Raw genomic sequence first — 25668 nt, 5'->3', positions numbered from 1 at the left:
GACCAATATGAATATTTTATGTACGAAGTTGTAACACAGAGGTTAATTAAGATGGCATTAAATACGGTGGGGCGGTATTAATGAAAGGTGGAATGGATTAAGTGCAAGATCTAAACACATCGAGTGATCAACGATTCCGATTGTAGTGAAACATTTAAATGTGGATTGAATGCTGCTATGGCTATACAATTTTCTCTTCAATGAGTAAAAAAGCTCTAATAAAAATGGGAAGCTTTTAGCTGTTAATGGGCTTTATTAAAGTTGTGTTTATACAGTAACTATTGGATTAAACATTCTCCGTTTTATAAAAAAATAATTAAATTAAATATAAATGAGGATTAAAGTATGAAGTCTGTCCTTAATATATAAATATGCCAACCTTTGCAGTGAAATGACAAAAATAGGTAAAAGTAGAACTTATTATCAATCAAAGTTTATTCGCTTAAATTCAATTATTTGTCCCAGTAAGTACTGTGTAGATGCTATTAATTTGTAAATCTGGTTAGTCGCAAGCCCAGTCCCTCTTGACTTATTTACGTTGCGTTAAGTCATACATAGCTTAGTGTTTGACTGTTTTCAATCAATGAAAATCTGATTCTTTGTTTTGCGTCAATCTAAAGTGAGTTTAACTAATAACCATAGCAGATGGTTTTAATTGAAATGTCCGTAAATGGCTCAGGTTGTATTTCGTTTCATAGAAAATTATAAATATATAATTTATTAAATTTAAGAGAGTGTGGCGATGAGAATTTCAGCCCCAAATAGTAGTGATGCAGTAGGCCAATTTATCGATATGCAAGGTGAGCGTTATTATGCCATCCGCAATATGCAGAACATGGCACCCTTTTTTATCAGTTTAATTTCAGACAGTGACCACTGGTTATTTGTTTCCTCCACTGGTGGTTTGACCGCGGGCAGAGTTTCTCCTGAAACGGCTTTATTTCCTTATGCACCAGTAGATAAAATCCATGAGAGCGCGGCTAATACTGGGTGTAAAACTCTGCTTAAAATTAGCAAGCAAGGTCAAACTTACAAGTGGGAAGCATTTAATAAAGATTTTAATCACCAATATAAAATCAGCCAAAATTTATATAAAAATACTTTGGGAGATAAAATTTGTTTTGAAGAAGTTAATCATGACCTCCAGTTGGCATTTCGTTACACGTGGATGACCAGTGATGAGTTTGGTTTTTGTCGTGAGTGTGAATTACACAATTTAGCTGACGAAAATGTATCGGTTAACATGATTGATGGTTTGCAGAATATATTGCCTGCGGGCACTCCACGTTTTACTCAAACGGTTTCCAGTAACCTGGTTGATGCCTATAAATGGAGTGAGTTGCATAGGCCAACTGGTTTGGCAATGTTTACACTATACTCGGGTATTACTGACCGAGCAGAACCCAGTGAATCGTTGAAGGCCAATACTGTATTTTCAATGGGTTTCGATGAATACAAAGTCTTACTGTGTAATGCTCAACTTGAGCACTTTTGGCGCAATGAAGACCTAGAGTCTGAGAGTCATAAACGTGGTATACGGGGTGCCTACTTTATCAATGCAGAGTTTGAATTAGCTCCAAAGAAAATTAAAAAATGGCAGCAGGTCGCCAATCTTGAGCAAAATCAGTCTCAGGTCAGCGCGTTGATCCAAGCTTTAGGTAACCCAAGTAAAGTGCTCACTGAATTGACCGACTCAATCAGTAAAGGCTCTGATATTTTGGCTCGTATTATGGCCGCGACCGACGGGTTTCAGCTGACTAATGAAGAAAATGTGTCAGTACACCATTACGCCAATACTTTGTTTAATAATTTAAGAGGTGGCGTGTTTGATAATCAATACTCCTTATCAACTAGAGATTTTATTGCCACCTTAAAAACCTTTAATATCGATGTGTACAGCAAGCATTTAGAAGGATTGTCTCAGTTGCCAGAACAGATCGCTTTACAGGATTTTTCTAGCATTATCACCTCTCTTAATGACTCGCAGCTAGAACGATTAGCTGCTGAATACTTGCCTATTACTTTTGGGCGTAGACATGGCGACCCTAGTCGTCCATGGAACCAATTTGAAATCAAATTAAAAGATGATGCCGGACATCGCTTATTGTCATATCAAGGTAACTGGCGTGATATTTTTCAAAATTGGGAAGCCTTAACTTTCAGTTATCCAGAATTTATTGAATGTGTTATCGCCAAATTCGTGAATGCATCCACCATAGATGGCTATAACCCCTACCGTATTACTAAAGGGGGAATAGATTGGGAAGTGGAAGAGCCAGATGACCCATGGAGTTACATTGGATATTGGGGTGATCACCAGATCATTTATTTGCTTAAAATGTTGGAATTGTCTAAACAGTTTCACCCCACGTTATTAGCGCAATTACTGAATAAATCTATTTTTAGTTATGCCAATGTGCCTTATCGAATCAAGTCATTTGACGATATGTTGAACAATGCAAAAAGCACTGTGACTTATGATGAAGATTCTGCACAACGTATTGCTGAAAAAGTCGAACAATTTGGTGCCGATGGTAAGTTAATACTGGATAAAAATGGTGATGTTTATCAAGTTAATTTACTTGAAAAACTTTTAGTACCTTTGTTATGTAAATTAGGTAACTTGGTCGTCGACGGTGGTATTTGGTTAAACGCCCAGAGACCAGAATGGAATGATGCAAACAATGCTTTGGTGGGTCAAGGCTTGTCTATGGTCACACTGAATTATCTAAGACGTTATGTGCGTTTTCTCCAAGATTTAATAAAGACACAGACAGAAACTACTGAACTATCACATGAAGTCGCATTGTGGCTTAGGGAAACCACCGAAATACTACAGAAATTAAGTCCAAAACTAGCTGGTATAGCAGTTTCTGATACCTTGCGGTTTGAAGTGTTACAGGATTTAGGCCAAGCGGCTTGGCGTTATCGTGAAGAGGTGTATAAAACTCAAATCTTTAGTCATAAAGATAAGTGTTCGCTTGAAATGATCAATCAATTACTCAGTAATGCATTGATTGTGATCGACCATACAATTCAAACTAACGTAGGTGCTGATGGTTTATACCAATCATATAATTTATTAGATTTCGATGGTAACAAAGCCACAGTAGAAAATCTTTATCCCATGCTCGAAGGACAAGTGGCGGCAATCAGTTCCGGGGCTATTAACCCTAAGCAGACTGCAGACGTATTGGATGCATTGTTTGCTAGTGATGTTTATCGTGCTGATCAGAAAACCTTTATGCTATATCCAGACAGAATTCAGACCCCATTTTTAGATAAAAATGTGATCACTTTGGCTGCGTTCAATCAGGTGTCTGTTTTAGCACAAATGGTAGCCGCCGCTGATGCCCGTATCGTCATGCAAGACGCTGCAGGTTATTATCGTTTTAATCCTAATATCAAAAATAATGGTGAATTGATTATTCAACTTAATGCGATAAGTGCTGACTATCCTGCATTGGATAAAACAATGTTGTCTAAAGTTGAGAGCCTGTATGAGCAAGTGTTTAATCATCAATCGTTTACTGGTAGATCTGGTGGCATGTTTGGTTTTGAAGGTTTAGGCAGCGTGTATTGGCACATGGTGTCAAAACTACTACTAGCATTAAAAGAAAACTTTTATACTGCAGTTGCAGAAGAGGCCGAGCCTGAGCTTATTCAACGTTTAGGCGGACTTTATTACCGGGTACGTGGTGGCATTGGTTTTAACAAATCACCTGAAGAATATGGCGCATTTCCTTGTGATCCTTACTCTCACACCCCTAAGCATGCTGGGGCACAACAACCTGGTATGACAGGACAGGTTAAAGAAGAAATTTTGAGTCGCTTTGGTGAGTTAGGTATTCATGTTCACAACGGTGATGTTGAGTTTAAACCTAGTCTTTTACGCAGTAGTGAATTTGTATCTCATGAAAAGCCATTCCGTTACCTAGATGTACAAAATGAATGGCAGCAAGTGATTGTTCCAAAAAATGGTATCGGGTTTACTTGGTGTCAAGTACCTGTTGTATATGAACTAAGCATTGGTGCATCCACGCTTACGGTAACCTTGTCTGATGGAAAACAAAGAACTTCCAGCGACCTGACGTTGACTGGCGAGTTCAGTCATGCAGTATTTAACAGAACAGATTTCATCAAACAAATTCATATCACGTTAAACGCCAGTCAACTGCTTGACGTATAATAGTCGTAGTTTGTTTTGTTGATGTTGAGATATATATAATATAGAGGTCATTATGTCTGGAAATTATTATAGAAATCGCGCTAATTTACTTCATGTTGGTAAATCGTCGATAAATGAAATGCAAGCTGAAGTCGGCAGGTTATTAGCTGATAAAATTCATGGTTTGTCTTTTAGTCCTTATATTTCTGGGCAAGGGCCTGGTACCCAAATTACTGAAGAGCAAATTCATCAGCGCTTGCAACTTATTGCGCCTCATGTGAAATGGGTTAGAACTTTCTCTTGCACTGAAGGTAATGAGTTAATCCCTAAAATAGCCGCTGAATATGGTTTGAAAACGTTAGTTGGTGTATGGCTAGAAGGCGACCTCGAGAATAACGAAAAAGAGCTTGCAAATGCTATCAAAGTGGCTCGAGCGGGACACGCCGACTTACTCGCTGTGGGCAACGAAGTGTTGCTGCGCGAAGAAATGTCACAGGACCAATTAATAGATTATATTCAGCGCGCCAAACAAGGTGCGCCCGGCGTACCGGTAGGATACGTGGATGCGTATTTCTTATTTGAAGACAATCAGAAAGTTACCGACGCCTGCGATGTGATTTTTGCTAATTGTTATCCCTTTTGGGAAGGTTACCTTGCAGAGCATGCATTGGTTTACATGAAAGATATGTACAGCAGAGCACAAAAGGTCGCGCCGGGTAAACAGGTGATTATCAGCGAAACTGGCTGGCCAGACCAAGGCAGTGCTGAGGGAGCCGCGGTGCCATCTTATGAAAATGCGATCCGTTATTTTGTAGACTCTTACCACTGGACACAAGAAGAGGGAATTGACTTGTTTTATTTTTCCTCATTTGATGAAGATTGGAAAGTAGCTGATGAAGGTGACGTGGGTGCTTATTGGGGTATTTTAGATAAAGATGGAAATCACAAGTATGCAAAGTAGTCTGACTACTCAATCTTCTATTGAAAAATTGACAGGTCTAAAACATGGTAATAGCATTTGTTATTCGGGTTACAGAGAGGGTCAAGATCCACGTTTAGGAATTTTTCCAAGTTATGCGCAAGTGAAAGAAGATTTACTGTTGTTGGCTGATAATTGGTCTTATTTACGTTTATATGACTGCAGCAAACATGCCGAAACTGTGCTCAGTGTGATTGAAACAGAAAAGTTAGATTTTCATATTATGTTGGGAGTGGATATGGCTGCAGAAGTCAGTAATCCTAATTGCCCCTGGGGCGCGCATTTTGACGATGAAAAACTCATGGAAAATAAACGTCACAACAGTGATGAAATTGACCGCCTTATTGCATTAGCTGCTCACTATCCAAAATCCGTGTTTTCTGTGTCTGTGGGGAATGAAGCCAGTGTGGAATGGACCGATCATATGGTACCCGTAGATAGTCTGGTGAATTACGTGCAGCGTATAAAAGCCAATATTGCACAACCTGTGACTTTCTGTGAAAACTACGTACCTTGGACAAATAAATTGGCGCCTTTAGTGGCGGAGTTGGACTTTATTTCAATCCACACTTATCCAGTTTGGGAATATCAGAATATCGATAATGCCCTTGAATATACAAAAAATAATTACAATCAGGTGTTGGCTTGTCACCCGCATAAACCTATCGTCATTACTGAAGCGGGCTGGACCACTCAGTCAAACGGTCAGGGTATTGAGTCATGGAATGCATCAGAAGCATTACAAACTGCGTATTACGCTCAGTTGTTAGAATGGACCACAAAAGAACGCATACTTACCTTCGTATTTGAAGCGTTTGATGAGCCTTGGAAAGGTTCAGATGATCCACAAGAGCCAGAGAAACACTGGGGTCTTTTTAAGGTTGATCGTAAACCCAAACAGGTCATGCAGGAAGCCTAGATTTAGGCTTCGGAGCTAAATAGCAACAACATTGTAATACTTAATGTAGTATGAAATTTATTCATATTTTCTTTTCTACAATGGCTGAGTAAATCATCCTCAATATTTTCCTTCACACAAATGAATTTTACGTCCTATTCGTGTGAAGGATTTAATATTGTTTGGCTGCTATCTAGCTTATGTCTCTCGGCACGTCACTAATAAATAGGGCGTTGATGCTGACTTGAACCAGCGTAAGTAAAAAATCACCCACTGATAATCTGTTGAACTTGTCGATCCATCCTTAGATAAAGTCTATAAAACAACCACTAGGTCATGATTGCCTGACATTTGAATCAAAACCTAGTGATTTTGCTATCCTTATTGTTTGACCAACAAAATCTCTAATTCTTCTAATGTCTTCCCTTTAGTTTCAGGTAAAAACTTGAGAATAATCATCAGACCAATGAAGGCAAATCCGCCATAAATAGCAAAGGTAAATGTGGCGCCTAAGTTTGCCAGTTCCCAAGGGAATATAAGTTGTACCAAGAAACTTATACCCGAATTGATTAAGCCAACAAACGAAATAGCAATACCGCGAATTCGGTTAGGGAACAATTCTGAAAACAATACCCACATAACTGGCCCCAAAGACACTGCAAAGCAGGCTACAAAACCTAATATGCTCACTAAAATCATGGTGCCATTCATTTGGATGGCTGCAGATACTAAGGTTGATTCAAATTGTACCACTTGGGTTGCACTTAGAAGGTCAGTGATTGCTGATTTAAATGCTAAGTCACTGTTAAATGTCGCGCCAACTATGGGTTGTAACGCTTGAATATCTATTTCTGTGGAGAGGCTGCTGATAGCTTGAGCTGTAAGAGTATAAGTGGCGGCATTAAACTGATAGGCCAAACTAAACATACATACAATAATTCCAGAGACACCGGCTAATAATAATGATTTACGCCCAATTTTATCAATTAGTGCAATGGCAATTAAGGTAAATACTACGTTGGTGATGCCCACCAATATCGCTTGCATAAACGAGGCATCAGTACCTAGACCGGTTTGTTCAAAAATCATCGGGGCATAAAAGAAAACGGCGTTAATACCGGTAATTTGCTGCAATATGGCAATTGAGATACCGACAATCATTACTAGGCGCATAGAGGGTTTAAGTAAGTCCATGAATGCGCCTTTCGTTTGGTTTTGCGCGAGGCTGATGCTGTTGTTGATTTGCTGGATTTCTTTTTCTGCATTTTGCTGGCCTAACGCCCTTTTCAAAATAACGCTTGCTTCCTGAACGCGGCCTTTCATCATCAACCAGCGTGGGCTTTCTGGCACTATGGATAAACAAATAAAATATATTAGTGCTGGGATTGCCTCAATACCTAACATCCAGCGCCAATTCCACTGGTCAAAACCAAAGGTTTGCACCCAGTCGCTATCAGAATTAGCAGCCTGCAATATCAAGTAGTTGGTAAAAAAGGCTACCGATATGCCCAGTACAATATTTAGCTGATTAAGGGATACCATACGGCCACGATATTTAGCAGGACCAATTTCAGCAATATACATAGGGGCAATTATTAGAGCTGCACCTACACCCAAACCACCGAGCATTCTCGCCATAACTAACAGTAAAAAGCTGGGTGCAAATGCTGAAGCAATGGCCGATGCAAAAAACAGCAGTGCGGCTACCTTCAATATGACTTTTCTACCAAATCGGTCACTTAGCGGTCCGGCTGTAATCATGGCGAACGTTGCGGTGAGCGATAATGAAGCCACAGCCCAGCCTAATTGAATTTTAGTTAAATTAAATTCTGGTTCAATAAATTTGACCACACCTGAAATAACAGATGCATCGAAGCCCATTAAGAATCCTCCCAATGCCACTATGATAGATACATAAAATACGTAGATAATGGATTGAGGCTGATTGTTTTTCATTATTATTGCCTATAATTTGGATTATTAATAAATACTATTCACACAGATTCTGCCAAGCTAGACTATTGCTCCTAAAAATATATTTAATTGCGATAGAGCGGTCATTGTTAGCGATAGTACGGACTGAATTGCTGGCGAGCAACCTATACAGTGTGTAAACTGAATTTTGAAGTTAATGCTAACGATGTTGGCTTAAGTAGGACAGCCATGTGACCTCATTTTTTGAACATCCTCCCACAATGATCGGCCGTTATAGGGTCTACCAGTTTGGATTATTGCACCTAGGATTCTGGGCATTTGTCAGTACAATCAGCTTTTTTTCTCTGACGCTGTGGTACGGACCTTATGATTGGAGTCACATTGTACACATTATTCTGCAGGCGATACTCGGGTTGATTCTTACTTTGTTTTTATATGTTGGTTTTATGCATATATGGCATAAACCTTTTATTTATCGCGCTACCGCTGGATTTATAATGGTGTTAGTGGTGTCACTGATCTGGACATTATTTAGGATTGAAGCTTTTATTCGTTTGACTGATATCATTACAGAGTGGAGCGAATTTGGTGGTTGGCACTTTGCCAGTGTATTTATATTTTTATGTTGGACCGGTCTGTTTCATGGCATGCGTTACAACGATTTACTGCAAACAGAACACAGGATCATGCTTAAAGCTGAGGCTGAAGCCCGTGAAGAGCAGATGAAACGTATGCATGCTCAAACCATTGCTAGAGACGCTCAAATAAAAATGCTACGTTATCAGTTAAACCCCCATTTCTTGTGCAATACCCTAAATGCTATCAGTTCATTGGTGGAAGTGAATGAATCAGAAAAAGCACAAAGCATGACGGTGCAATTGAGCCGTTTTTTACGTCACTCTCTGGATAATAATCCAGACACCAAATTATCGTTAGAAAATGAAGTTAAGGCTCTTAATCTTTATCTGGAAATAGAAAAAACGAGATTTGGTGACAGATTGAGTTTGGATTTTCAGATTGATGAGAAGGCTAAACTAGCCATGGTTCCCAGCCTCTTGTTACAACCCATTATTGAGAATTCCATGAAACATGCGATTGCTCAAAATGAGTTAGGTGGCACTATTTCAATCCAAGCTAAAGTAGTTCAGCAACGGCTTATTATGCAGCTAAGTGACACGGGTAGTGGCAGTAAAATAGGTAAAAGCAAAATGGAAAGTTCTAAGGGGCGGGGGGTTGGTCTACGTAACATCAATGAACGACTAAAAGTACTGTATGAAAACGATTTTTCGGTGAATATTGACCTCTTGCCATTAGGGGGATTAAGAACCACTATAGAGATCCCCTGTGAATACAGCACTACTGGTAGTGGTTATCCAATTATTAATCAAGAACGGTTGTCAGAAAATGAGTATAAAGTATGACCAAATTAAAAACGCTGATAGTTGATGATGAACCATTGGCGCTAAAACTGCTTCGCGCCAAGTTGAATAAAATACCTGACATTGAGATCGTAGGTGAATGCAAAAATGGCCGTGAAGCCATAGCTGCCACTCTAGACTTATCTCCCCAACTGATTTTTCTAGACATTCAGATGCCTGGTTTAGACGGCTTTGACGTGGTTAAAAGCTTACAAAGTGATATTTTACCCCTTATTGTTTTTACCACAGCTTATGAACAATATGCACTAGATGCTTTCGACGTTCACGCGGTCGATTATATTTTGAAACCCATTGATGATGAGCGAATTGTGCGTGCGGTACAAAGAGCTCAAGAACGATTGGAGGGCGTTGATACTCAAGAAGACAAACCGCGAATTTTAGGAGCGATCGATAGCATTAATCAAAGAAAAAACTCTGAAACAAGCAGCAATAGAAGTATACCCAGCTTATTTCCCATGAACACCTTTGTAGATAAAAAAATAGTGATTAAAGACCGTGATGAAATCACTATCTTAAAACAATCGGATATTGAATGGGTCGACGCTGCTGGCGATTATGTGTGTTTACATTCGCAAGGAGAAACCCACATCAAGCGCAGTACCTTAAAAGAGTTATTGTCTGAATTGGATGACAATATTTTTAAGCGGGTTCATCGCTCTACCATAGTCAATTTGAACTTTATCGATAAGGTTATTCCCCATACTAAAGGAGAATTTTTCTTGTTATTGGGGGAGTTTGAGAAAATAAAAGTTAGTCGTAACTACAAAGATGCAATCAAGCATTTTTTATTGGGATGATATGGGCTCAAATATACGAGTTTCTAGCGACACGTTTTGAGCTTAGGACACTGTTCCGATAAGAGTATTTAGTCGTAAATAAAGTACGATGGATCAGGCTTCACTAGATTTAATACTTTTTAGATATACAATGTTTGCTGGATTTAAGCAGACTATTCATGTGGATATGCGTCAATTGGCCACTTGATTACCAATAAACACGTCACCCCCAAGAATAAAAAAGCCTATAAAAACAGCAAACTAGTTTTATTCTATAATGTGTTTGATATCGCTACGTATCAACATTAAATTACCCATTTTATTATTCTTTTTTCGTTGGTTAATATTTACTGGCATATTTATCAATTAGTAAACGAAAGGTCCATTTTAAAAATGACTATAATTCACTCATTACCATTTTCAGATTCGTTCTTAGTTAGAAATAGAATGCTGTCGAATCTGCTTGGATCGTCTTAGAATAATGCTATCAGCAGTATCTTATTTTTTACCTTTGTTGGGTTTGGAAGCCCGTGCCTTTGATTTTTTTGCTTGATACGGTGAAGACTTATCATGACTTATTTGGGTCTCACTAGCTTTGTTACTGCGACTGTTTCGGGTGTTTTTTGCAACGCTTTTCAACAAACTCATGCGGTTACTGACTTCAAAGCCTGCTTTTACAATACGTTTTATTTTGCTACCAATCATTTTTTCGATGCGAGCTACGGTGTTTTCTTCTTCACGGCTAACGAATGATATAGCGTACCCCTCTTTACCTGCACGACCTGTTCTGCCAATGCGGTGCACATAATCCTCAGGTAGATAAGGTAGGTTGTAGTTGACCACATAATCTAAACCTTGAATATCTAAGCCTCGCGCCGCTACTTCTGTAGCAATTAACACTTGTAGTTTTGCTGATTTAAAATCGGCAATAGCACGGCGGCGAGCCCCTTGGGTTTTGTCAGCATGACACACAGCAGCATCAATTTTGCTGCGTTTTAATGCAGCCATGAGTTCATCGGCTTGTTGCTTTGTACTAGTAAAAACCAGTACTTGAAACCAGTTTTGCTCTTTTAATAAGGCTTTGAACAAATCAATCTTGCGTGACTCTTCCACTGGGTACATAACGTGTGAAACTGTCTCGGCCGTGGCATTAATTTTGGTAACTCTTAACACCTGATGATTGTTCAATAACTTATGGGATAATTCATTTACGGCTGGAGATGAAGTAGCAGAAAATAACAATGTCTGGCGTTTTTTAGCGGTGAACTTTAATATATTTTGTACATCAGCAACAAATCCCATATCTAACATACGGTCTGCTTCATCGAGAACTACAAACTCAGCGTTGGCAAGATTAACGTTACTCAATTCTAAATGTTCAATTAAGCGCCCTGGTGTTGAAATCAGGATATCCACGCCATCTTTAAGTTTATTTGATTGGCCACCCATTTTCACGCCACCATAAAGCGCAGTTACCTTTAAAGGTAAAAATTGTGCATAGGCGCCAATAGTGTTGGCGAGCTGTTCAGCTAGCTCCCTAGTTGGGGTTAAAATTAATGCTCGCGGGCTACCCGATAAGGTGTCTTTAGGTTTATCCAGCATTTGCTGTAAAATAGGTAAAGCAAAAGCGGCCGTTTTACCGGTACCTGTCTGGGCATTAACCAAAAGATCTTTGCCTCTGCGGGCAGGAACAATTGCCTGTTCTTGAACGGGCGTCATTTCAGTATAACCACAGACTTCGAGGGCCTGTTGGATTTCATTGGCTAAACCTAAATTTGAAAATTTCATACTGATTCCTGTGCAAGGGCAAAAAGCGAGGCGGGAATATACAGCATTTTAACCACTAAGTCAGACTGTTTGTGGTTTTTGTGAACACTATTTTTGTTCTTGTGTGTTCTTGTATGGTGGTAGGTAAATCTGAGGTACAGAGGCTTTGACAGAAAGTAAAAAGCCGCTAGCATAGTATTTACGCTAAACGGCCCAGGGAGATGGCAGTTCACTAGGCTACCAATACTAAGTCGTGCAATTTGGGTAAAAAGTTCAAAACTAATTAAAAAATAATTTTTATAATAAACTGACAATATTGAGGATTTAAAATGAAAGGGTTGTGTGTATGTTTGGGGCTCACTTTGTTGTTAGTTGGCTGTGACAAAAATGAAGTGGGTGATATCTCTCTTGGAGCTTTTACTACGAAGGATATCAAGTTAAATACTTTGGTTGACCCTATTGTCACGGGTGTGACTTGCCATGTTGCCAGTATAGAAGCGGATCTTAGTTTGTCTGATCCTTCTGATAGCTCTATTTCATGCCGGCAAACAGGCGAAATAACATCAGCCATGATTGCTGCTATTGATAAATCAAAATCAGGTGATGTGGTGTTTAAAAAATCAAAAAGTATCTTTTTCAAAAGCATGAAGATTCGTCGTGTGTATGATCAACAAAGTCAAACATTGATGTATGTGTCTTACTCCACTAAAGAAACGTCAGGCAGTTTTAAACATAGCCTTTCAACTGTTCCATTGTGGGGTACTCAAGCATATAACAAGTTTAATACCTCTACCTTATGAATGTGACACAACCTGGCTCTCCTGTGTCAGTTAGAATAGAACAGGCATTAAAGAAAATGTTGCAAGGCTCTGTTGCTGTTATTAGCTGCGACATGTTGGCTGATTCTATTAGTGGCGGGTCTGCTTGGCTAATACTCGATAGCCGCGAAGCGGCCGAATTCGAAATTAGCCATTTACCTGCTGCAAAGTGGGTAGGGTATAATGATTTTTGTATGCTCAAGGTGTCTGAGGTGCCCAAAAATGTAAATGTAGTGGTGTATTGCTCAATAGGAGTGCGCAGCGAAAAAATAGCTGAGAAACTCATAGCCTCTGGATTTTCTAATGTAAGGAATTTATACGGTGGCATATTTGCTTGGGCAAATGATTACAAATCCTTAGTCAAACAATACCAAGTGCCAACGTTAGCCGTACACGGTTATGATCATCACTGGGCTAAGTTACTTGACCAACATGTGCATTGCATACATACCAAGTAACCATAATCTTCAGACCCTTACATATTGAGTATACTTTATTAACAATTTTCGCCCAATGTTCTGAACCCCTTTCAACTTTACTACGACTTTAAGTTATGAAAAGAAATAATCAACACATTTTATCAGAATGGTTAGTGGTGAACTGCCAATTGGGTTGTGCCGACGCATTACAACAACTGATGAAAATTTGGTATCCCAAGTTATTACGTTATGCCTCTCGAGAGTTAGGTGACGAACAAAAAGCACAAGATGCAGTACAAAATACCTTCGAAGCAGTCAGTAAAACCATCCGTAAACTAAAAGATCTGGGTTCTTTTATTAAATGGTTGTACCAAATTAGTACAAAACAAGGACGTTGTCATCATTTGGAAAAAGCAAAAGCAAGATAAGCTATGTAATGAATATGTGAAGTTTCAGGATGTACATGCTGCCAAGCAACCTTGCATAATGGGCCAGAAGATTTTCACTTTGAACAAATGTTGAGTGGGTTGGAGCTGCAGCTATATCAACTTGTGCATCCGCATTATCTAGAAGGATTTAGCATGCTTAAGATAAACGATTTGTTAGCTATGCCTACAGGGACCATTAAGTCTAGCCTGCATCAATCAAGAAAACTAATACAAAATAGTCAAATGGGAGAAATCTTATGAAAAATATAAATCAAAAAATACTCGAAGCATTAAAAGATGATGAGGCCGCACATGAGTTTTCAGAAGAACAAGCCAATTCATTGCAATTAATTGGGCAAAGTTTTAAAGGTACTTTTCGTTTAAGCTTTGCAGTGGTGGTTAGCTTACAATTAATATTTGCAGGGTTTGCCCTTTATTGTGCATGTCATTTGGTAAAGGAGGTAGATGTAGGTTTAAAAATCAATTGGCTTGCAGGTACATTGTCAACAGTTGTTGCATTTGCTATTGCCCGTATATGGTTTTTTATGGAGCTAAATCGATTATCGGTGATACGTGAAGTTAAACGTGTAGCATTACAAATCTCTTTTTTAGCTGAGTCTTATCAAAAGTAACGTGGTTTGATTTCAAGATGCGGCAATGATTTGAAAAGGCAAGTAAATGACGAGTCAAGATATCATCACTTTTTGGTTTGAAAAAATTGAGTCATGTAAATGGTGGAGTAAAGACCATTATTTTGATGACTTGATAAAGAAACGTTTCTCAGACATACATCGAGCAGCAAAGTGTTGTGAGTTATCTGATTGGCGAAAAACAGCACAAGGACGTTTGGCAGAAATAATCGTTCTAGATCAATTTTCGCGGAATATGTTTCGTAACAGCGCATTGTCTTTTACTGCTGATCCATTAGCGTTAGCATTGGCTCAGGAGGCCATTTCTGTCGGTGCTGATGCTGAGTTAAATCAAGGTCAACGAAGCTTCTTATTTATGCCATTTATGCATAGTGAGTCGTTAATCATTCATGGTGCTGCTGTGAAGCTATACACAGATAACGGCTCTCAATATTCTTTAGATTTTGAGATCAAGCATCGAATTATCATTGCAGAATTTGGCCGTTATCCCCATAGAAATTCTATTTTAAGTCGTACTTCGACTCAGGTAGAGCTTGAGTTTCTAACCCAAGATAATTCTTCATTCTAAGCAAAGTGTGAACTAAATAATCATTATACACCTAGTCAAGCTGGTGGGCAGGTTTCATAAACTTCTGAAGTTGCCTTAGGTGATTATATTTACTCCCTAGGAAAGTCTGACTTTTGCTGGAGCATGACATTAAGCCAAGTGAATTATAATACGGGTTTTGTATGTTCCCTAATCAATACTTATGGGGTCTGTAGCACAATTAGCTGAAAAATTATCACAACAAACAGGCCTGTGATAAAATCGCAGAAATCAATTGTCTAGCGTTTTTCTGAGTGAATGAGTCCGAGAGTATGAAAATAATAAAGTGGCTTGGATTAATTGTTTTTAGTGTTTTTACTTTATGTACAGAGGCTAAACCTGTTCATGTTGCAGTGGCTGCGAACTTCAGTAACAGCATGAAACGTTTGGTCACAGAGTTTGAGAAAACATCTGATTATCAAATAGCAATATCTTTTGGTTCCTCGGGAAAATTTTATGCACAAATTAAACAAGGCGCCCCTTACGAATTATTCTTTTCAGCTGATCAGGCTAAACCAGACGCTTTGCAAAAAGATGGCCTAGTGATTGCGAATAGTCGATTTACTTATGCTATAGGTCGCCTCGCTGTGTGGAGTGCTCGGTCTGATTTCGCCAATACAATAGAAACTAAATTAAAAGAGGGGGCGTTTAATAAATTGGCACTCGCTAATCCTAAATTAGCCCCTTATGGTGCAGCAACACTCGAAGTGCTTAAATATTTATCGTTGCTCGAGTCTACTCAATCCAAATGGGTAAGAGGTGAAAATGTTGCACAAACTTATCAGTTTGTAAGCTCTGGTAACGCGGATTTAGGCTTTGTCGCATTGTCGCAGTTGTTAGGCACTAGGAAAGTGAAACAAGGCTCATATTGGTTGGTGCCTGACTACATGCATCATGCAATTAAGCAAGATGTTGTGTTATTACGCTCTGCTGAGAAAAGCCAAGGTGCTAGAGCATTTTTAGATTTTATACATAGCTATAAGGCTCAAAAGATTATCGCCGAATACGGTTATTTGGTTACGCTTAGTTCCTATGAAGGGCAGAGTCTATGAGTCTTACGGATGGCGATATAGCCACTATCTGGTTGACCTTGCGCCTAGCTACTACCGTTACGATATTACTACTTTTATTAGCCACTCCGCTCGCTTGGTGGTTAGCCAGAACACGCTCTTGGTTTAAAGGGCCATTGAGCGCCATAGTGGCTTTACCATTGGTGCTTCCACCCACCGTTTTAGGTTTTTATTTGTTACTTGCTATGGGGCCAAATGGGGCAATAGGGCAGTTCACTCAAGCATTAGGGCTAGGTACATTACCTTTTACCTTTTGGGGGTTAGTGGTGGCGTCGATGGTATATTCCATGCCTTTTGTAGTACAGCCCATTCAAAATGCAATTGAAGCTATTGGTAATCGACCTTTAGAGGCGGCTGCTACTCTTGGGGCCGGTCCTATAGACCGGTTTTTTACTGTGGTGTTACCTCTAGCAAAACCGGGCTTTATAACTGCTACCATATTAGGTTTTGCTCACACAGTGGGCGAATTTGGCATTGTATTGATGATAGGTGGCAGTATTCCTGGTGAAACTCGAGTGGTGTCGGTGCAAATTTACGACCATGTTGAAGCATTAGAATATGCACAAGCGCATGCTTTATCGGGCGTGATGATTGCATTTTCATTCCTGGTGCTGCTTTTGCTTTATACATTCCAGCGTAAGCGTAAAGCGGTAGGTATGACTTATGGCAGATAAGGCTGATAAAATAGAAGGTTCAGATGCGCCATTAACATCTGATCAGGGAGTACATGCGCGTTTTCAACTGGGATATGCCCAGTCAGCAACCAATACTTTTGAGCTCGATGTTGATATTAATATTCCGGGGCAGGGTATTACTGCTGTTTTTGGCGAATCTGGTTCGGGTAAGACATCTTTACTGCGGTGTATAGCAGGTCTGGAGACAAACGCTTTTGGCAGTTTGCAGGTGAATGGTGAACTTTGGCAAAATACTTCAATGGTTGTCCCTACATATAAACGAAACCTGGGGTATGTTTTTCAAGAGGCCAGTCTATTTGAGCATTTAACTGCTAGCGGCAATCTGCGTTACGCCATAAAACGTTGCAATCAAATCGCTAAACCTGAATTATTAAACCAAGTCGTCAGTGTGATGGGGATTGAAGGCATATTGTCGAAACATCCTCTACAACTGTCTGGTGGCGAAAGGCAACGTGTGGCGATTGCCAGAGCATTATTAAGCCAACCCAAGCTACTGCTGATGGATGAGCCTCTGGCGTCGCTAGATACCGCTCGAAAGCTTGAGATTTTGCCCTATTTAGAAAGTCTGCGCAGCAGTTTTAGTATCCCTATTTTGTATGTAAGTCATGCTGTCGATGAAATAGTCAGATTAGCCGACCATGCTGTGATCATGCGACATGGAAAAGTAGTGGCTCAAGGAGCAATAACAGAACTGTTTTCTAGAGCTGACCTACCACTTGGCGTGGGTAATGAAGTTGGGGCTATTCTTGAGTGTAAAGTAATAGAAAGAGACAAACATTGGCATTTGATGCGCGTTGAGTTTGACGGTGGTGAACTCTGGTTGCCCAATGTTGAAAATAATCAAAATACACTACAACGAGTGCGTGTGCTGGCCAGTGACGTTAGCCTGACTTTAACACCGCATACCGACAGTAGTATTCTCAACGTGTTATCAGGACAAATAGCAGAAATAATCAATGACCAAGACCCTGCTATGTCATTAGTCCGATTAAAAGTGGGAGCCAGTTATTTAGTGGCTCGTTTGACCCAAAGATCATTACACAAGCTGGCTTTAACATTGGGCGACTATATATGGATACAAATTAAGTCAGCCGCGATAGTTCGTTAGGGTATGAGGGTATATTACCGCCAATCAATATAACTGTAGAGTCATCATTAAGTTTCTATCTGACATCAGACTGAATCGGATCCATTATTTTTAGAGTGAAATTACACATTTCCTACCCCGTTATTTCCCTTCATACAAAGCCTTATCAGCCCTGACAATAATAAAGTCACTACTAATATCATCGCTCCAGGCATTGGCAACGCCGGACGTATTGGTAAGATTCAGATTTTGCGATTTAACGCCACCCGGTTACACATAATCTATTATGAGTTCTTCAACAACCTGTCGCGTTTTTCAGCAGCAAGAATGCCTTGTTCAAGTGTGGTTTCTGGTAAAAAGACTAAAAACTTATCTCCACTCCAGCGAGCCACCTCATCGTCTAACAATTGAACCAGTTTTTTGTTGTCTCCTACGGATTGGTATGTTTTTTTGTTTTTGAAAAGTGGTTATTCGCTTGAACATATTCTCCCTGTATATAAAAAATATATTCTTTGTTATGCAACGCTATCCCTTTTTGCAGTATGAAAGCGTAAGTTTTCGAGAGCTCAATGACACTATCGGCCGCCTCAAGGACTGCGACAACGCCCCATTTTGTTGAAATATTACTGTGTGTATATTGAGCATATCAATAAGTAAACTTGGTCCGTTAAGCTCTTTTTTAATGATAAGGCGGTCGAACCGTAATCAATGGCAGCCACATTATTGGCGAGTTCTATTTCTAATTCGCCAATTATTTTAGAGATTTGTATCTGTTGTTTGATGTTGCCGCGGGACAGTCTGGTATTTAACGTTTCGATTGCAAGCGCCTTAGCTTGCTCAGTGTTGGAATATCTAGTCTATCTAATTTCACTTATAATAGCACTTAAACCTAACCTGCCATCGACTATCGCAGCATCATTTTCAGACGAAGCGTCACAGCAATAGAACAATAAGAAACACAAAATTAGTTTTTCATTAAATAACAGCTAAAACGAAAACGTTTAATTCTATCAGCATGTAATAGCCTCCTATTACACTATAAAATAACACTCACATAATTGCATATTGCATCAGAAAAATAGGCTCACCACTGTTAATGTCTGTATAAAGAAACAAATAATCTGTCTTTGCGAGTCTAAGTTGTGCCCTCTTTGATGGACGTTTTTTATATAACCCATAATAAAATAGCCTCAAAAGAGGCTATTTTAGAGTTAAAGAGGGAAAATACATACTTTTCACATTGAATGTTTCAGTGGTTATCGCTGGGAACGAAAGCACCTAAGGAGTATGTTTTTTTCAAATATGTATTCAAGTTTAGAATGCTTAAGCAAATAGTGTGACAGAACTGGCAGAAAGATGGCTATCTACTAATCAGGATGAAAAGCATGCGCAACTCGCGCAATCTGGTCCCGCATCCAAATATGCGCATCATCTAAGTCAGCACTTACATGCCAATATAAAAAGTATTCAAGTAGTGGTAATTCAAAAGGTAATTCATACATAGATAAATCATAATGTTTGGCTAAATGATAAGGCATACAAGCTATTAAATCAGTTTTAACTAAGGTTGATGGGATGGTTAAAAAGTGCTGACTACGCATCACTACTCTGCGTTTTTCTCCTGCTTTATCAAGCGCCACGTCTATTGGACCGACACCGGTTTTTCTGTGAGAAACGTTAATATGCCCTAGCTGCAAAAACGCATCCATGCTCATACCTTGTGATAATGAGGGATGATTTTTACGTGCCAACACCACAAACCTGTCTTGAGCGATTTTTTGTTTACATAAATGCTGGTCGCTAAATGAAGAAGCATCCGCATAGAAATCTAGATTGCCACTGGCCATAGCTGACACAATGTTTTTACGTTCCATTTCGTAATTCGTTAGTGATATTTTAGGAGCACTTTTTTGTAATTGCCCTAGCAAACGGGGGATCACGCTGACCTCAAGTAAATCTCTGCAAGCAAAATTAAAGGTTTTTTCTGCTTTTAATGGATCGAAAATGTGACTCTCTTGCACGCTTTTTCGTAACAAGCCAAGGGCTTCTCGAGCTGGCCCAATGATATTTTGTGCCACTGGAGTAGGAGTCATACTGTGTCCAGTTCTCACAAACAAAGGGTCGTTCAACATTTCTCGTAAACGCGCTAAGGAGTTACTGACCGCTGGTTGAGTAATACACAACACATCAGCGGCTTTAGTTAAACTGCCAGCTGTGTAGATAGCATCAAAAACAGCAAACAAGTTTAAGTCAATACGGTGCAAATTCATAAACAGTACCTATGCGGAATATCTACAAACAGGATACGTTATTTATTAGTTAAATCAATGTTTAGCTATAGTTAATATTCATTACATTGATATATGGAAGCTTGTTAGACTATTAAATCAATTGACAAAGGAGACAGTAATATGACTAAAACATTATTAGCGTTAACACTGGGAGAACAACTACCAGTAGGTGAGTGGGTATGTATTTCGCAAGCAGACATAGACTTGTTTGCTAAGGCCACAAATGATCATCAATGGATACACGTTGACCCACAGAGGTGTAAAAAAGAGAGTCCTTTTGGAACTACTATTGCGCACGGGTATTTAACGGTCACTCTAATGCCTAACTCTCTTTATCAATCTATTCAACCCGACCCAACATATAAAACGTTACTCAATTATGGGGTTGATAAAATTCGATTTATTGAACCCGTTCGAGCGGGAGATAAAATAAGGTTTATATCAACTTTAATTAAAACAGAACAAAAGACTTCGGGCATGTTGTTTTACTTTGAAACTGTTGCAGAGATAGAAGGCCGAGATAAACCTGCCATGAAAGGCGTTTTTCTGACCTTGTTAGCGGGTGCTTAGTGGCGCTGTAAATGTATTTAATCTAAAAAATGCTAAGTACTTACCCTATTTTATTCTTGAGCTATCTGGTCAGACCATAGCAGTAATTGATGTTCACATATAAATAACAATCTATTTACATGTCAGGCTCTCCAACTTATTATCGGGGCCGTGCTTATAATTAACTTATCAGGCACTTAGAAAACAATAATATTATTAGAATTAAATAGTTTGATGGTCTTTATTTAGGTTGTCCTTCAACGTCCACTTTTGGATTAGATATCTAATATCTAATATCTAATATCTAATAACTAATAGCTCACCTATTGGGAACACATTATGAAAATGAAAACTAAATTAACAGCATTGGCAGTGGCGATTTCTGCCCAGCTTATTCCTATGGGTAACTTCGCAATTGCTCAAGAAGAAAGTGCCGATAAGGAACAAGAATTCGAATTGATTATGGTCACAGGTAGTTTTGTAAGGCATAGTGAAAACTTTTCATCGCCTTCACCCTTGGCCATTGTTGACAGTGTTGCCATTGACGCTATAGGTGCCAAGAGCATTGGTGATATAACTCAAACACTGACAATTAACACAGGTGCCGAAAATACACCTGATGCATTTACTCAAAATGCAACCGCAGGTACGTCAAATATTAATTTACGCGGCCTTGGTGTCGCATCGACTTTAGTGCTGCTCAACAGCAAACGCCAAGTAGTTACTGCCCAGCCTAATAACGGTGGCGTCAATTTTGTTGACACTAGTTCTCTGATACCCATGATTGCTTTAAATCGTATGGAGATTGTGAAGGATGGTGCTTCGGCGTTATACGGTTCTGATGCTGTAGCTGGGGTTGTTAACTTTATTACCAAACGTGATTATGAAGGTATGCAGGTATCTCTTGATTATCAAGATGGTGCACACGGTGATAATAAAGAATATACGGTGCAAGGTTTGTGGGGTTCTGTCGGCGATGACAGTAGCGTAATGGCTGCCATTAGTTACACTAATCGCTCGCCAATGCTTACTGGTGATCGTCGTCTAAGTCGTCCACAAGACGACACCAGTTCGTTAGGTAGCCCTGGTTCTTACTTTATAGGTGCCACACCTTTTATTGACCCAACAGGTTGTACTGAATTTGGTGGTTCTGAAAGATTACTTGCCCCATCAGGCACTGTACCAGGATTAGAAATTGGATTTTGTCAGTTTGATTTTGGTCGTACTTATTCGTTTGTACCTGATGAAACACGTTTATCTACATTTATCCAAGCAAAAAAACAGCTAACAGAAAGTATTGAATGGACAACTGAAATATCTACTGCACGAAATCGTGCGGAACGCGGTGGTTCACCAAGCTTTCCAATATTAACTTTCCCAACTGTACCTGCAAGCCATCCTAATAACCCGTTTGGAACAGATGTTTCTTATTTTGGTCGTGAAAAAGGTAATGTTGGTGATGGAACCTCTTTCCCTGGTGACCCAGCTAACACAGAGTCTGATACATTTAGATTCAGCACTAAGCTGCAAGGCGAGTTAGCTGCTGGATTTTGGGAAGTAAGCTATACAGCTGCTAGAAATGACTACTTATTTACCGTTAACGATACCTTGGGGCAACAATTTCAGAATGCTCTAAGAGGATTTGGTGGACAAGGTTGTGATCCCATATCAGGTTCTGCAGGCGAAGGTGCTTGCGAGTATTTCAACCCATTTGCTACCTCATTTACTACTTCGCCAAATTCACAGAATGTATTTGATGCATTTACAGCACGTCAAGAAATCGACTCTAAGTCAAATCTTGAAGTGGCAGAAGCGTTTATTTCTACTGAATTATTTGAGATGGATGGTGGTGCAGCTGGATTCGCATTTGGTGCCCAGTATCGTTATCAAGATTTAACCCAAGACTATGATTCGCTGTCTAATCAAGACAGGTTTTCATTCGTTATAGGTAATGCCGATATTTACGGTGAGCAAGATGTTATTGCTTTATTTGGTGAGTTAGCTTTACCCGTTAGTGATGAAATTGATGTTCAAATAGCGCTAAGATATGAGGATTACGGCGGCACAACAGGCGATACTATTGATCCTAAGTTAGCTGTATCTTGGAGAGCGACGGATGATTTCTCTTTAAGAGGTTCTATTTCAACATCTTTCAGAGCGCCTTCTATCTTTCAAAAAGATGGTGGCGGTACTAGCTTGAATCAAATGGTGGACCCTTTAACTGGCGGTGCAGCATTTGCTGCAGATAGAACCTCTGGTAATGATGAACTAGTACCTGAAGAGTCTACAGCTTATAACCTTGGATTTTCGTTAGAGCCTGTTGATGATTGGTCTGTTGAAGTAGATTACTGGAGCTTTGACTTTACTGATTTGATCATTAAAGAAAATTTCCAAGCCATTTTAAATGATACACCTCAAGATCCTGAAAGAGTTATTAGGGCAGGTGACCCATTAAATGGTCCGTTGCTTCAGGTTTTAACTACCTATGTGAACGCCAGCTCTCTTGAAACTTCAGGTCTTGATATTGTTTCTAGTTATAGATTAGAAACAGAGATGGGTACCTTTACTCCAAGTATTAGTGCCACGTATATCTTGGCCTATGATTTGGTTGACCCTCAAGCGGGTCCAATTGATGGTGCTGGTTCGCGTAATAATAGTAATATTGGTGTGTCTACACCTGAGTTGCGTGCAAACTTAGGATTAAATTGGAAACATGAAGAATACTCAGCAAATATTTTTGCTCGTTACGTGGATAGTTATAGTGATGATCAAAACTGCGCCGATGGTAATCTTTTCTCAGCTGCTTGTACCGTGGGCTTTAAAGATGTAGATAGCCATTTGACGTGGGACGCACAAGTTAACATTGACTTGGGTAGATTATTTGAAACTGAAGGTGCTTACGTCCTCTCGTTTGGCGGAGTAAACCTTACGGATGAAAATCCACCGCAATTATTTACTAATGCTGGTTTCGATTCTAAAGTGCATGACCCACGTGGTCGTCAGGTTTACGCGCGTTTAGCAATTGAGTTTTAGTTAATATCGAATGTAAGTACATATAATCCCCGGCAATGACCGGGGATTTTTTTGTAAACTACTTTTTCCAGTTGTTATAATAATAATTAGCGCCTTTGACTTTTATTTGTCCAATTATTTCCACATCATAGGGGATGATTTAATTAAACAAAATAATGAGAAATCTGTAATGGATAAATATTCAGAAGAAAAAATTCAAATTGAGCTAAAAAATATAAACCAACAACTTGAGTCGCAACAGCAATGGCAAGTCGTTGAAGGCAAGTTGACAAAAACCTTCAAGTTTAAAAGTTTTATCCGTGCTTTTGGTTGGATGTCTCAAATCGCTATATGGGCTGAAAAACTCAACCACCATCCAGAGTGGTTTAATGTTTATAATAAAGTAGAAGTGAAACTTACCACGCATGATGCAGGTGGTATAAGTGAATTAGACTTTAAATTAGCTGAAAAAATGGAATTGTTTTTAAAATAATTGAAGTGCTAATTGGTGTTGCCCACAACACAGACATAAATAATGTCATTGTAAAATATGCGGAAAAATCCCTAAGTCGTTGCTTAATTATACATATCGTATGTAGTTTAAACGGTTGAAGCGGTTTTTAAGATTTATCTGTATTAACCCCTTGCGCGCCTAAGTTTGCTATGTATAATACGCCCCACTTGAGGAGAGGCAGAAAATAAAGGCTTCCCAATCAAAGAAGATTTCAGTCGCGGGATGGAGCAGTCTGGTAGCTCGTCGGGCTCATAACCCGAAGGTCGTAGGTTCAAATCCTGCTCCCGCAACCACCTTAAAATGTGAACAGATATTTTTAGTCTGTTTATATGAAGTTAGTAGTTTAGATGTACTTTGAAACTCATTAGAGTTTCAAAGAGTAAAGTTTCAGTCGCGGGATGGAGCAGTCTGGTAGCTCGTCGGGCTCATAACCCGAAGGTCGTAGGTTCAAATCCTGCTCCCGCAACCATATTAAGAGGACCAACAAGATTAATTGTTGGTCTTTTTTTTGGAATAAATCCTGAGTTTAGTTTTTTAATTAATATTATAGACATATTGTAGTACATGGTGTCTGGCCAAGTTGTGTAGGGTGTAACTTTCTACTTGTTATCCATCTAATACATATAATTAATTTCAGGGCAGATAAGCTTAATGCATCGTGTCAGAAGCATCCTATATTTTATATAACTATTAATAGCATCATCAAGTACCAAGAATTTAGGTCTAAGTCATATTTTAGCCCTGACAATTCAACACTTTCTATAAGTTGAATAATAGACGTTAAATCCGCGCCTTATCGTATTTTTTAGGCATTCAGTTCCCTCGAGCCTTGCAAGTCGCCTTTGTCCTCTGTAGAATACGCCGCACTTGAGAAGCGATCTCCCTCATCTTATGATGATAGTAACGTTTCATAGTGTGAAATTATTCGGCGTTCAACTTGTTACAAAGTTGGTATCGCAGTTTCACAACCACTTTTAAAAGTTGGTCAAATACCAGCTTTTAGTAAATTAGTGGACTAGGGTCCAGAATCAAATAACCCCGCTTGTACGGGGTTTTTTGTGTTTTAAATTTCGATTTTCTTTCTGGGCATTTGGCCCTTTTTTCGTTTTTGGAGCAAAGATTTGTCGCAACTCGAACAAAAGCTAACGGACATGTTAACGGCACCTGTCGAAGCATTAGGCTTTGAGATGGTGGGTGTTGAGTTTTTACGCGCAGGTAAACATTCTACCTTGCGTGTATTTATTGATCATCCAGATGGTATTAGCGTTGAACATTGTGCTGAAGTAAGTCGTCAAGCTAGCGCAGTGCTGGATGTTGAAGATCCTATCAGCGTAGAGTACAACCTAGAGGTGTCATCACCTGGAATGGACAGGCCCCTATTTAAAGAAGTTCACTATTCTGAGTGCCTGGGTGAAGTAGTGTCGCTTAAGTTAAGAATACCTATGGGCGATAGGCGTAATTTTAAGGGAAAAGTGTTAGCTTGCGAAACAGGCAATTTGACATTAGAAATTGATAATCAAACACATGTTTTGGCTATTGCGAATATTGAGAAAGGTAATCTAGTCCCATCTTTTGATTAAGATGGCG

At 39.3% G+C, this 25668-nt stretch carries 22 protein-coding genes and 2 tRNA genes; 20 read left to right on the top strand and 4 right to left on the bottom strand.

Features of this window, described 5'->3' with window-relative positions; genetic code table 11:
* Window positions 1–742 precede the first annotated feature (742 nt).
* The 3 genes from C427_RS14150 to C427_RS14140 are packed head-to-tail and all read left to right on the top strand — an operon-like array spanning window position 743 to window position 6066.
* On the top strand, window positions 743–4189 hold the full coding sequence (locus C427_RS14150) for a hypothetical protein (RefSeq protein ID WP_015430975.1): 3447 nt from the start codon (window positions 743–745) through the stop codon (window positions 4187–4189).
* Between the two features lie 52 nt (window positions 4190–4241).
* A complete protein-coding gene (locus tag C427_RS14145; RefSeq protein WP_007638828.1) occupies window positions 4242–5129 on the top strand; it encodes a glycoside hydrolase family 17 protein in 888 nt (295 codons plus the stop codon).
* The gene (locus C427_RS14140; protein WP_007638827.1) at window positions 5119–6066 is read left to right on the top strand and encodes a glycoside hydrolase family 17 protein; all 948 of its coding nucleotides are present in this window, start codon (window positions 5119–5121) and stop codon (window positions 6064–6066) included. Before C427_RS14145 ends, C427_RS14140 begins: the two co-directional genes overlap by 11 nt.
* Window positions 6067–6426: 360 nt before the next feature.
* Here the strand turns inward: C427_RS14140 and C427_RS14135 are convergent, their stop codons facing one another.
* Entirely contained in the window at window positions 6427–8001 is a 1575-nt protein-coding gene (locus C427_RS14135) for a sugar porter family MFS transporter (protein WP_007638825.1), read from the bottom strand.
* Window positions 8002–8393: 392 nt separating this feature from the next.
* On the opposite strand from C427_RS14135, the gene C427_RS14130 reads away from it, so the two are divergent.
* Both C427_RS14130 and C427_RS14125 read left to right on the top strand, forming a co-directional pair.
* On the top strand, window positions 8394–9401 hold the full coding sequence (locus tag C427_RS14130; protein WP_007638823.1) for a sensor histidine kinase: 1008 nt from the start codon (window positions 8394–8396) through the stop codon (window positions 9399–9401).
* Window positions 9398–10216: a LytR/AlgR family response regulator transcription factor gene (locus C427_RS14125; protein WP_007638821.1), complete on the top strand. Its 819-nt coding sequence runs from the start codon at window positions 9398–9400 to the stop codon at window positions 10214–10216. The genes C427_RS14130 and C427_RS14125 overlap by 4 nt, the downstream gene beginning before the upstream one ends.
* 477 nt (window positions 10217–10693) lie before the next feature.
* Here C427_RS14125 and C427_RS14120 read toward each other — a convergent pair whose 3' ends face one another.
* Window positions 10694–11983, bottom strand: coding sequence for a DEAD/DEAH box helicase (locus C427_RS14120; RefSeq protein WP_007638818.1), 1290 nt, complete (start codon window positions 11981–11983; stop codon window positions 10694–10696).
* 308 nt (window positions 11984–12291) lie between these two features.
* Here C427_RS14120 and C427_RS14115 point away from each other — a divergent pair, with 308 nt between their 5' ends.
* The 8 genes from C427_RS14115 (at window position 12292) to modC (ending at window position 17736) form a co-directional block, all read left to right on the top strand.
* Window positions 12292–12762 carry a CreA family protein gene (locus C427_RS14115; protein WP_007638817.1) on the top strand — a complete coding sequence of 157 codons (471 nt, stop codon included), beginning with the start codon at window positions 12292–12294 and terminating at the stop codon, window positions 12760–12762.
* A 23-nt stretch (window positions 12763–12785) separates the two neighbouring features.
* Entirely contained in the window at window positions 12786–13238 is a 453-nt protein-coding gene (locus C427_RS14110; RefSeq protein ID WP_161601926.1) for a rhodanese-like domain-containing protein, read from the top strand.
* Window positions 13239–13333: 95 nt separating this feature from the next.
* Complete coding sequence (locus C427_RS14105; protein ID WP_007638812.1) at window positions 13334–13627, top strand: RNA polymerase sigma factor; 294 nt, start codon at window positions 13334–13336, stop codon at window positions 13625–13627.
* 257 nt (window positions 13628–13884) lie between these two features.
* Window positions 13885–14259, top strand: coding sequence for a DUF6768 family protein (locus C427_RS14095; protein WP_007638810.1), 375 nt, complete (start codon window positions 13885–13887; stop codon window positions 14257–14259).
* Between the two features lie 46 nt (window positions 14260–14305).
* Window positions 14306–14845, top strand: coding sequence for a DUF924 family protein (locus C427_RS14090; protein ID WP_007638809.1), 540 nt, complete (start codon window positions 14306–14308; stop codon window positions 14843–14845).
* Window positions 14846–15135: 290 nt separating this feature from the next.
* A complete protein-coding gene (gene modA / locus C427_RS14085; RefSeq protein ID WP_007638807.1) occupies window positions 15136–15915 on the top strand; it encodes a molybdate ABC transporter substrate-binding protein in 780 nt (259 codons plus the stop codon).
* Complete coding sequence (gene modB / locus C427_RS14080; protein ID WP_007638805.1) at window positions 15912–16607, top strand: molybdate ABC transporter permease subunit; 696 nt, start codon at window positions 15912–15914, stop codon at window positions 16605–16607. Before modA ends, modB begins: the two co-directional genes overlap by 4 nt.
* Window positions 16597–17736, top strand: coding sequence for a molybdenum ABC transporter ATP-binding protein (gene modC / locus C427_RS14075; protein ID WP_007638803.1), 1140 nt, complete (start codon window positions 16597–16599; stop codon window positions 17734–17736). Before modB ends, modC begins: the two co-directional genes overlap by 11 nt.
* A 263-nt stretch (window positions 17737–17999) precedes the next feature.
* Here modC and C427_RS25935 read toward each other — a convergent pair whose 3' ends face one another.
* Entirely contained in the window at window positions 18000–18122 is a 123-nt protein-coding gene (locus C427_RS25935; protein WP_007638801.1) for a nucleotidyl cyclase domain-containing protein, read from the bottom strand.
* Window positions 18123–18423: 301 nt separating this feature from the next.
* Here C427_RS25935 and C427_RS25015 point away from each other — a divergent pair, with 301 nt between their 5' ends.
* Window positions 18424–18660: a hypothetical protein gene (locus C427_RS25015; protein WP_007638799.1), complete on the top strand. Its 237-nt coding sequence runs from the start codon at window positions 18424–18426 to the stop codon at window positions 18658–18660.
* Window positions 18661–19082: 422 nt separating this feature from the next.
* On the opposite strand, the gene C427_RS14070 is transcribed toward C427_RS25015, so the two are convergent.
* Window positions 19083–19985 carry a LysR family transcriptional regulator gene (locus C427_RS14070; protein ID WP_007638797.1) on the bottom strand — a complete coding sequence of 301 codons (903 nt, stop codon included), beginning with the start codon at window positions 19983–19985 and terminating at the stop codon, window positions 19083–19085.
* 141 nt (window positions 19986–20126) lie between these two features.
* Here C427_RS14070 and C427_RS14065 point away from each other — a divergent pair, with 141 nt between their 5' ends.
* The 6 genes from C427_RS14065 to rimP all read left to right on the top strand — a co-directional run bounded on the left by C427_RS14065 (window position 20127) and on the right by rimP (window position 25661).
* Window positions 20127–20576, top strand: a complete 450-nt coding sequence (locus C427_RS14065) for a MaoC family dehydratase (protein WP_007638795.1) — start codon at window positions 20127–20129, stop codon at window positions 20574–20576.
* Between the two features lie 318 nt (window positions 20577–20894).
* Complete coding sequence (locus tag C427_RS14060) at window positions 20895–23588, top strand: TonB-dependent receptor domain-containing protein (RefSeq protein ID WP_007638793.1); 2694 nt, start codon at window positions 20895–20897, stop codon at window positions 23586–23588.
* A gap of 169 nt (window positions 23589–23757) precedes the next feature.
* Window positions 23758–24060: a 4a-hydroxytetrahydrobiopterin dehydratase gene (locus C427_RS14055; protein ID WP_007638792.1), complete on the top strand. Its 303-nt coding sequence runs from the start codon at window positions 23758–23760 to the stop codon at window positions 24058–24060.
* A gap of 237 nt (window positions 24061–24297) precedes the next feature.
* A tRNA-Met gene (locus C427_RS14050) sits at window positions 24298–24374 on the top strand.
* A 99-nt stretch (window positions 24375–24473) separates the two neighbouring features.
* Window positions 24474–24550 (top strand) — tRNA-Met (locus tag C427_RS14045).
* Window positions 24551–25202: 652 nt separating this feature from the next.
* Window positions 25203–25661, top strand: a complete 459-nt coding sequence (rimP, locus tag C427_RS14040) for a ribosome maturation factor RimP (RefSeq protein ID WP_007638790.1) — start codon at window positions 25203–25205, stop codon at window positions 25659–25661.
* The last annotated feature ends 7 nt before the right edge of the window (window positions 25662–25668 follow it).

Origin of the sequence: Paraglaciecola psychrophila 170 (assembly GCF_000347635.1) — a bacterium.
Taxonomy (GTDB): Bacteria; Pseudomonadota; Gammaproteobacteria; order Enterobacterales; family Alteromonadaceae; genus Paraglaciecola; species Paraglaciecola psychrophila.
This window is presented reverse-complemented; position numbering and strand designations above follow the sequence as displayed.

Excerpts from the sequence above, each read along its gene's own strand:
- C427_RS14150 (WP_015430975.1), top strand. The coding sequence starts at position 743 with ATGAGAATTTCAGCCCCAAATAGTAGTGATGCAGTAGGCCAATTTATC.
- C427_RS14145 (WP_007638828.1), top strand. The coding sequence starts at position 4,242 with ATGTCTGGAAATTATTATAGAAATCGCGCTAATTTACTTCATGTTGGT.
- C427_RS14140 (WP_007638827.1), top strand. The coding sequence starts at position 5,119 with ATGCAAAGTAGTCTGACTACTCAATCTTCTATTGAAAAATTGACAGGT.
- C427_RS14135 (WP_007638825.1), bottom strand. The coding sequence starts at position 8,001 with ATGAAAAACAATCAGCCTCAATCCATTATCTACGTATTTTATGTATCT.
- C427_RS14125 (WP_007638821.1), top strand. The coding sequence starts at position 9,398 with ATGACCAAATTAAAAACGCTGATAGTTGATGATGAACCATTGGCGCTA.
- C427_RS14120 (WP_007638818.1), bottom strand. The coding sequence starts at position 11,983 with ATGAAATTTTCAAATTTAGGTTTAGCCAATGAAATCCAACAGGCCCTC.
- C427_RS14115 (WP_007638817.1), top strand. The coding sequence starts at position 12,292 with ATGAAAGGGTTGTGTGTATGTTTGGGGCTCACTTTGTTGTTAGTTGGC.
- C427_RS14105 (WP_007638812.1), top strand. The coding sequence starts at position 13,334 with ATGAAAAGAAATAATCAACACATTTTATCAGAATGGTTAGTGGTGAAC.
- C427_RS14095 (WP_007638810.1), top strand. The coding sequence starts at position 13,885 with ATGAAAAATATAAATCAAAAAATACTCGAAGCATTAAAAGATGATGAG.
- C427_RS14090 (WP_007638809.1), top strand. The coding sequence starts at position 14,306 with ATGACGAGTCAAGATATCATCACTTTTTGGTTTGAAAAAATTGAGTCA.
- modA (WP_007638807.1), top strand. The coding sequence starts at position 15,136 with ATGAAAATAATAAAGTGGCTTGGATTAATTGTTTTTAGTGTTTTTACT.
- modB (WP_007638805.1), top strand. The coding sequence starts at position 15,912 with ATGAGTCTTACGGATGGCGATATAGCCACTATCTGGTTGACCTTGCGC.
- modC (WP_007638803.1), top strand. The coding sequence starts at position 16,597 with ATGGCAGATAAGGCTGATAAAATAGAAGGTTCAGATGCGCCATTAACA.
- C427_RS25015 (WP_007638799.1), top strand. The coding sequence starts at position 18,424 with ATGGCAGCCACATTATTGGCGAGTTCTATTTCTAATTCGCCAATTATT.
- C427_RS14070 (WP_007638797.1), bottom strand. The coding sequence starts at position 19,985 with ATGAATTTGCACCGTATTGACTTAAACTTGTTTGCTGTTTTTGATGCT.
- C427_RS14065 (WP_007638795.1), top strand. The coding sequence starts at position 20,127 with ATGACTAAAACATTATTAGCGTTAACACTGGGAGAACAACTACCAGTA.
- C427_RS14060 (WP_007638793.1), top strand. The coding sequence starts at position 20,895 with ATGAAAATGAAAACTAAATTAACAGCATTGGCAGTGGCGATTTCTGCC.
- C427_RS14055 (WP_007638792.1), top strand. The coding sequence starts at position 23,758 with ATGGATAAATATTCAGAAGAAAAAATTCAAATTGAGCTAAAAAATATA.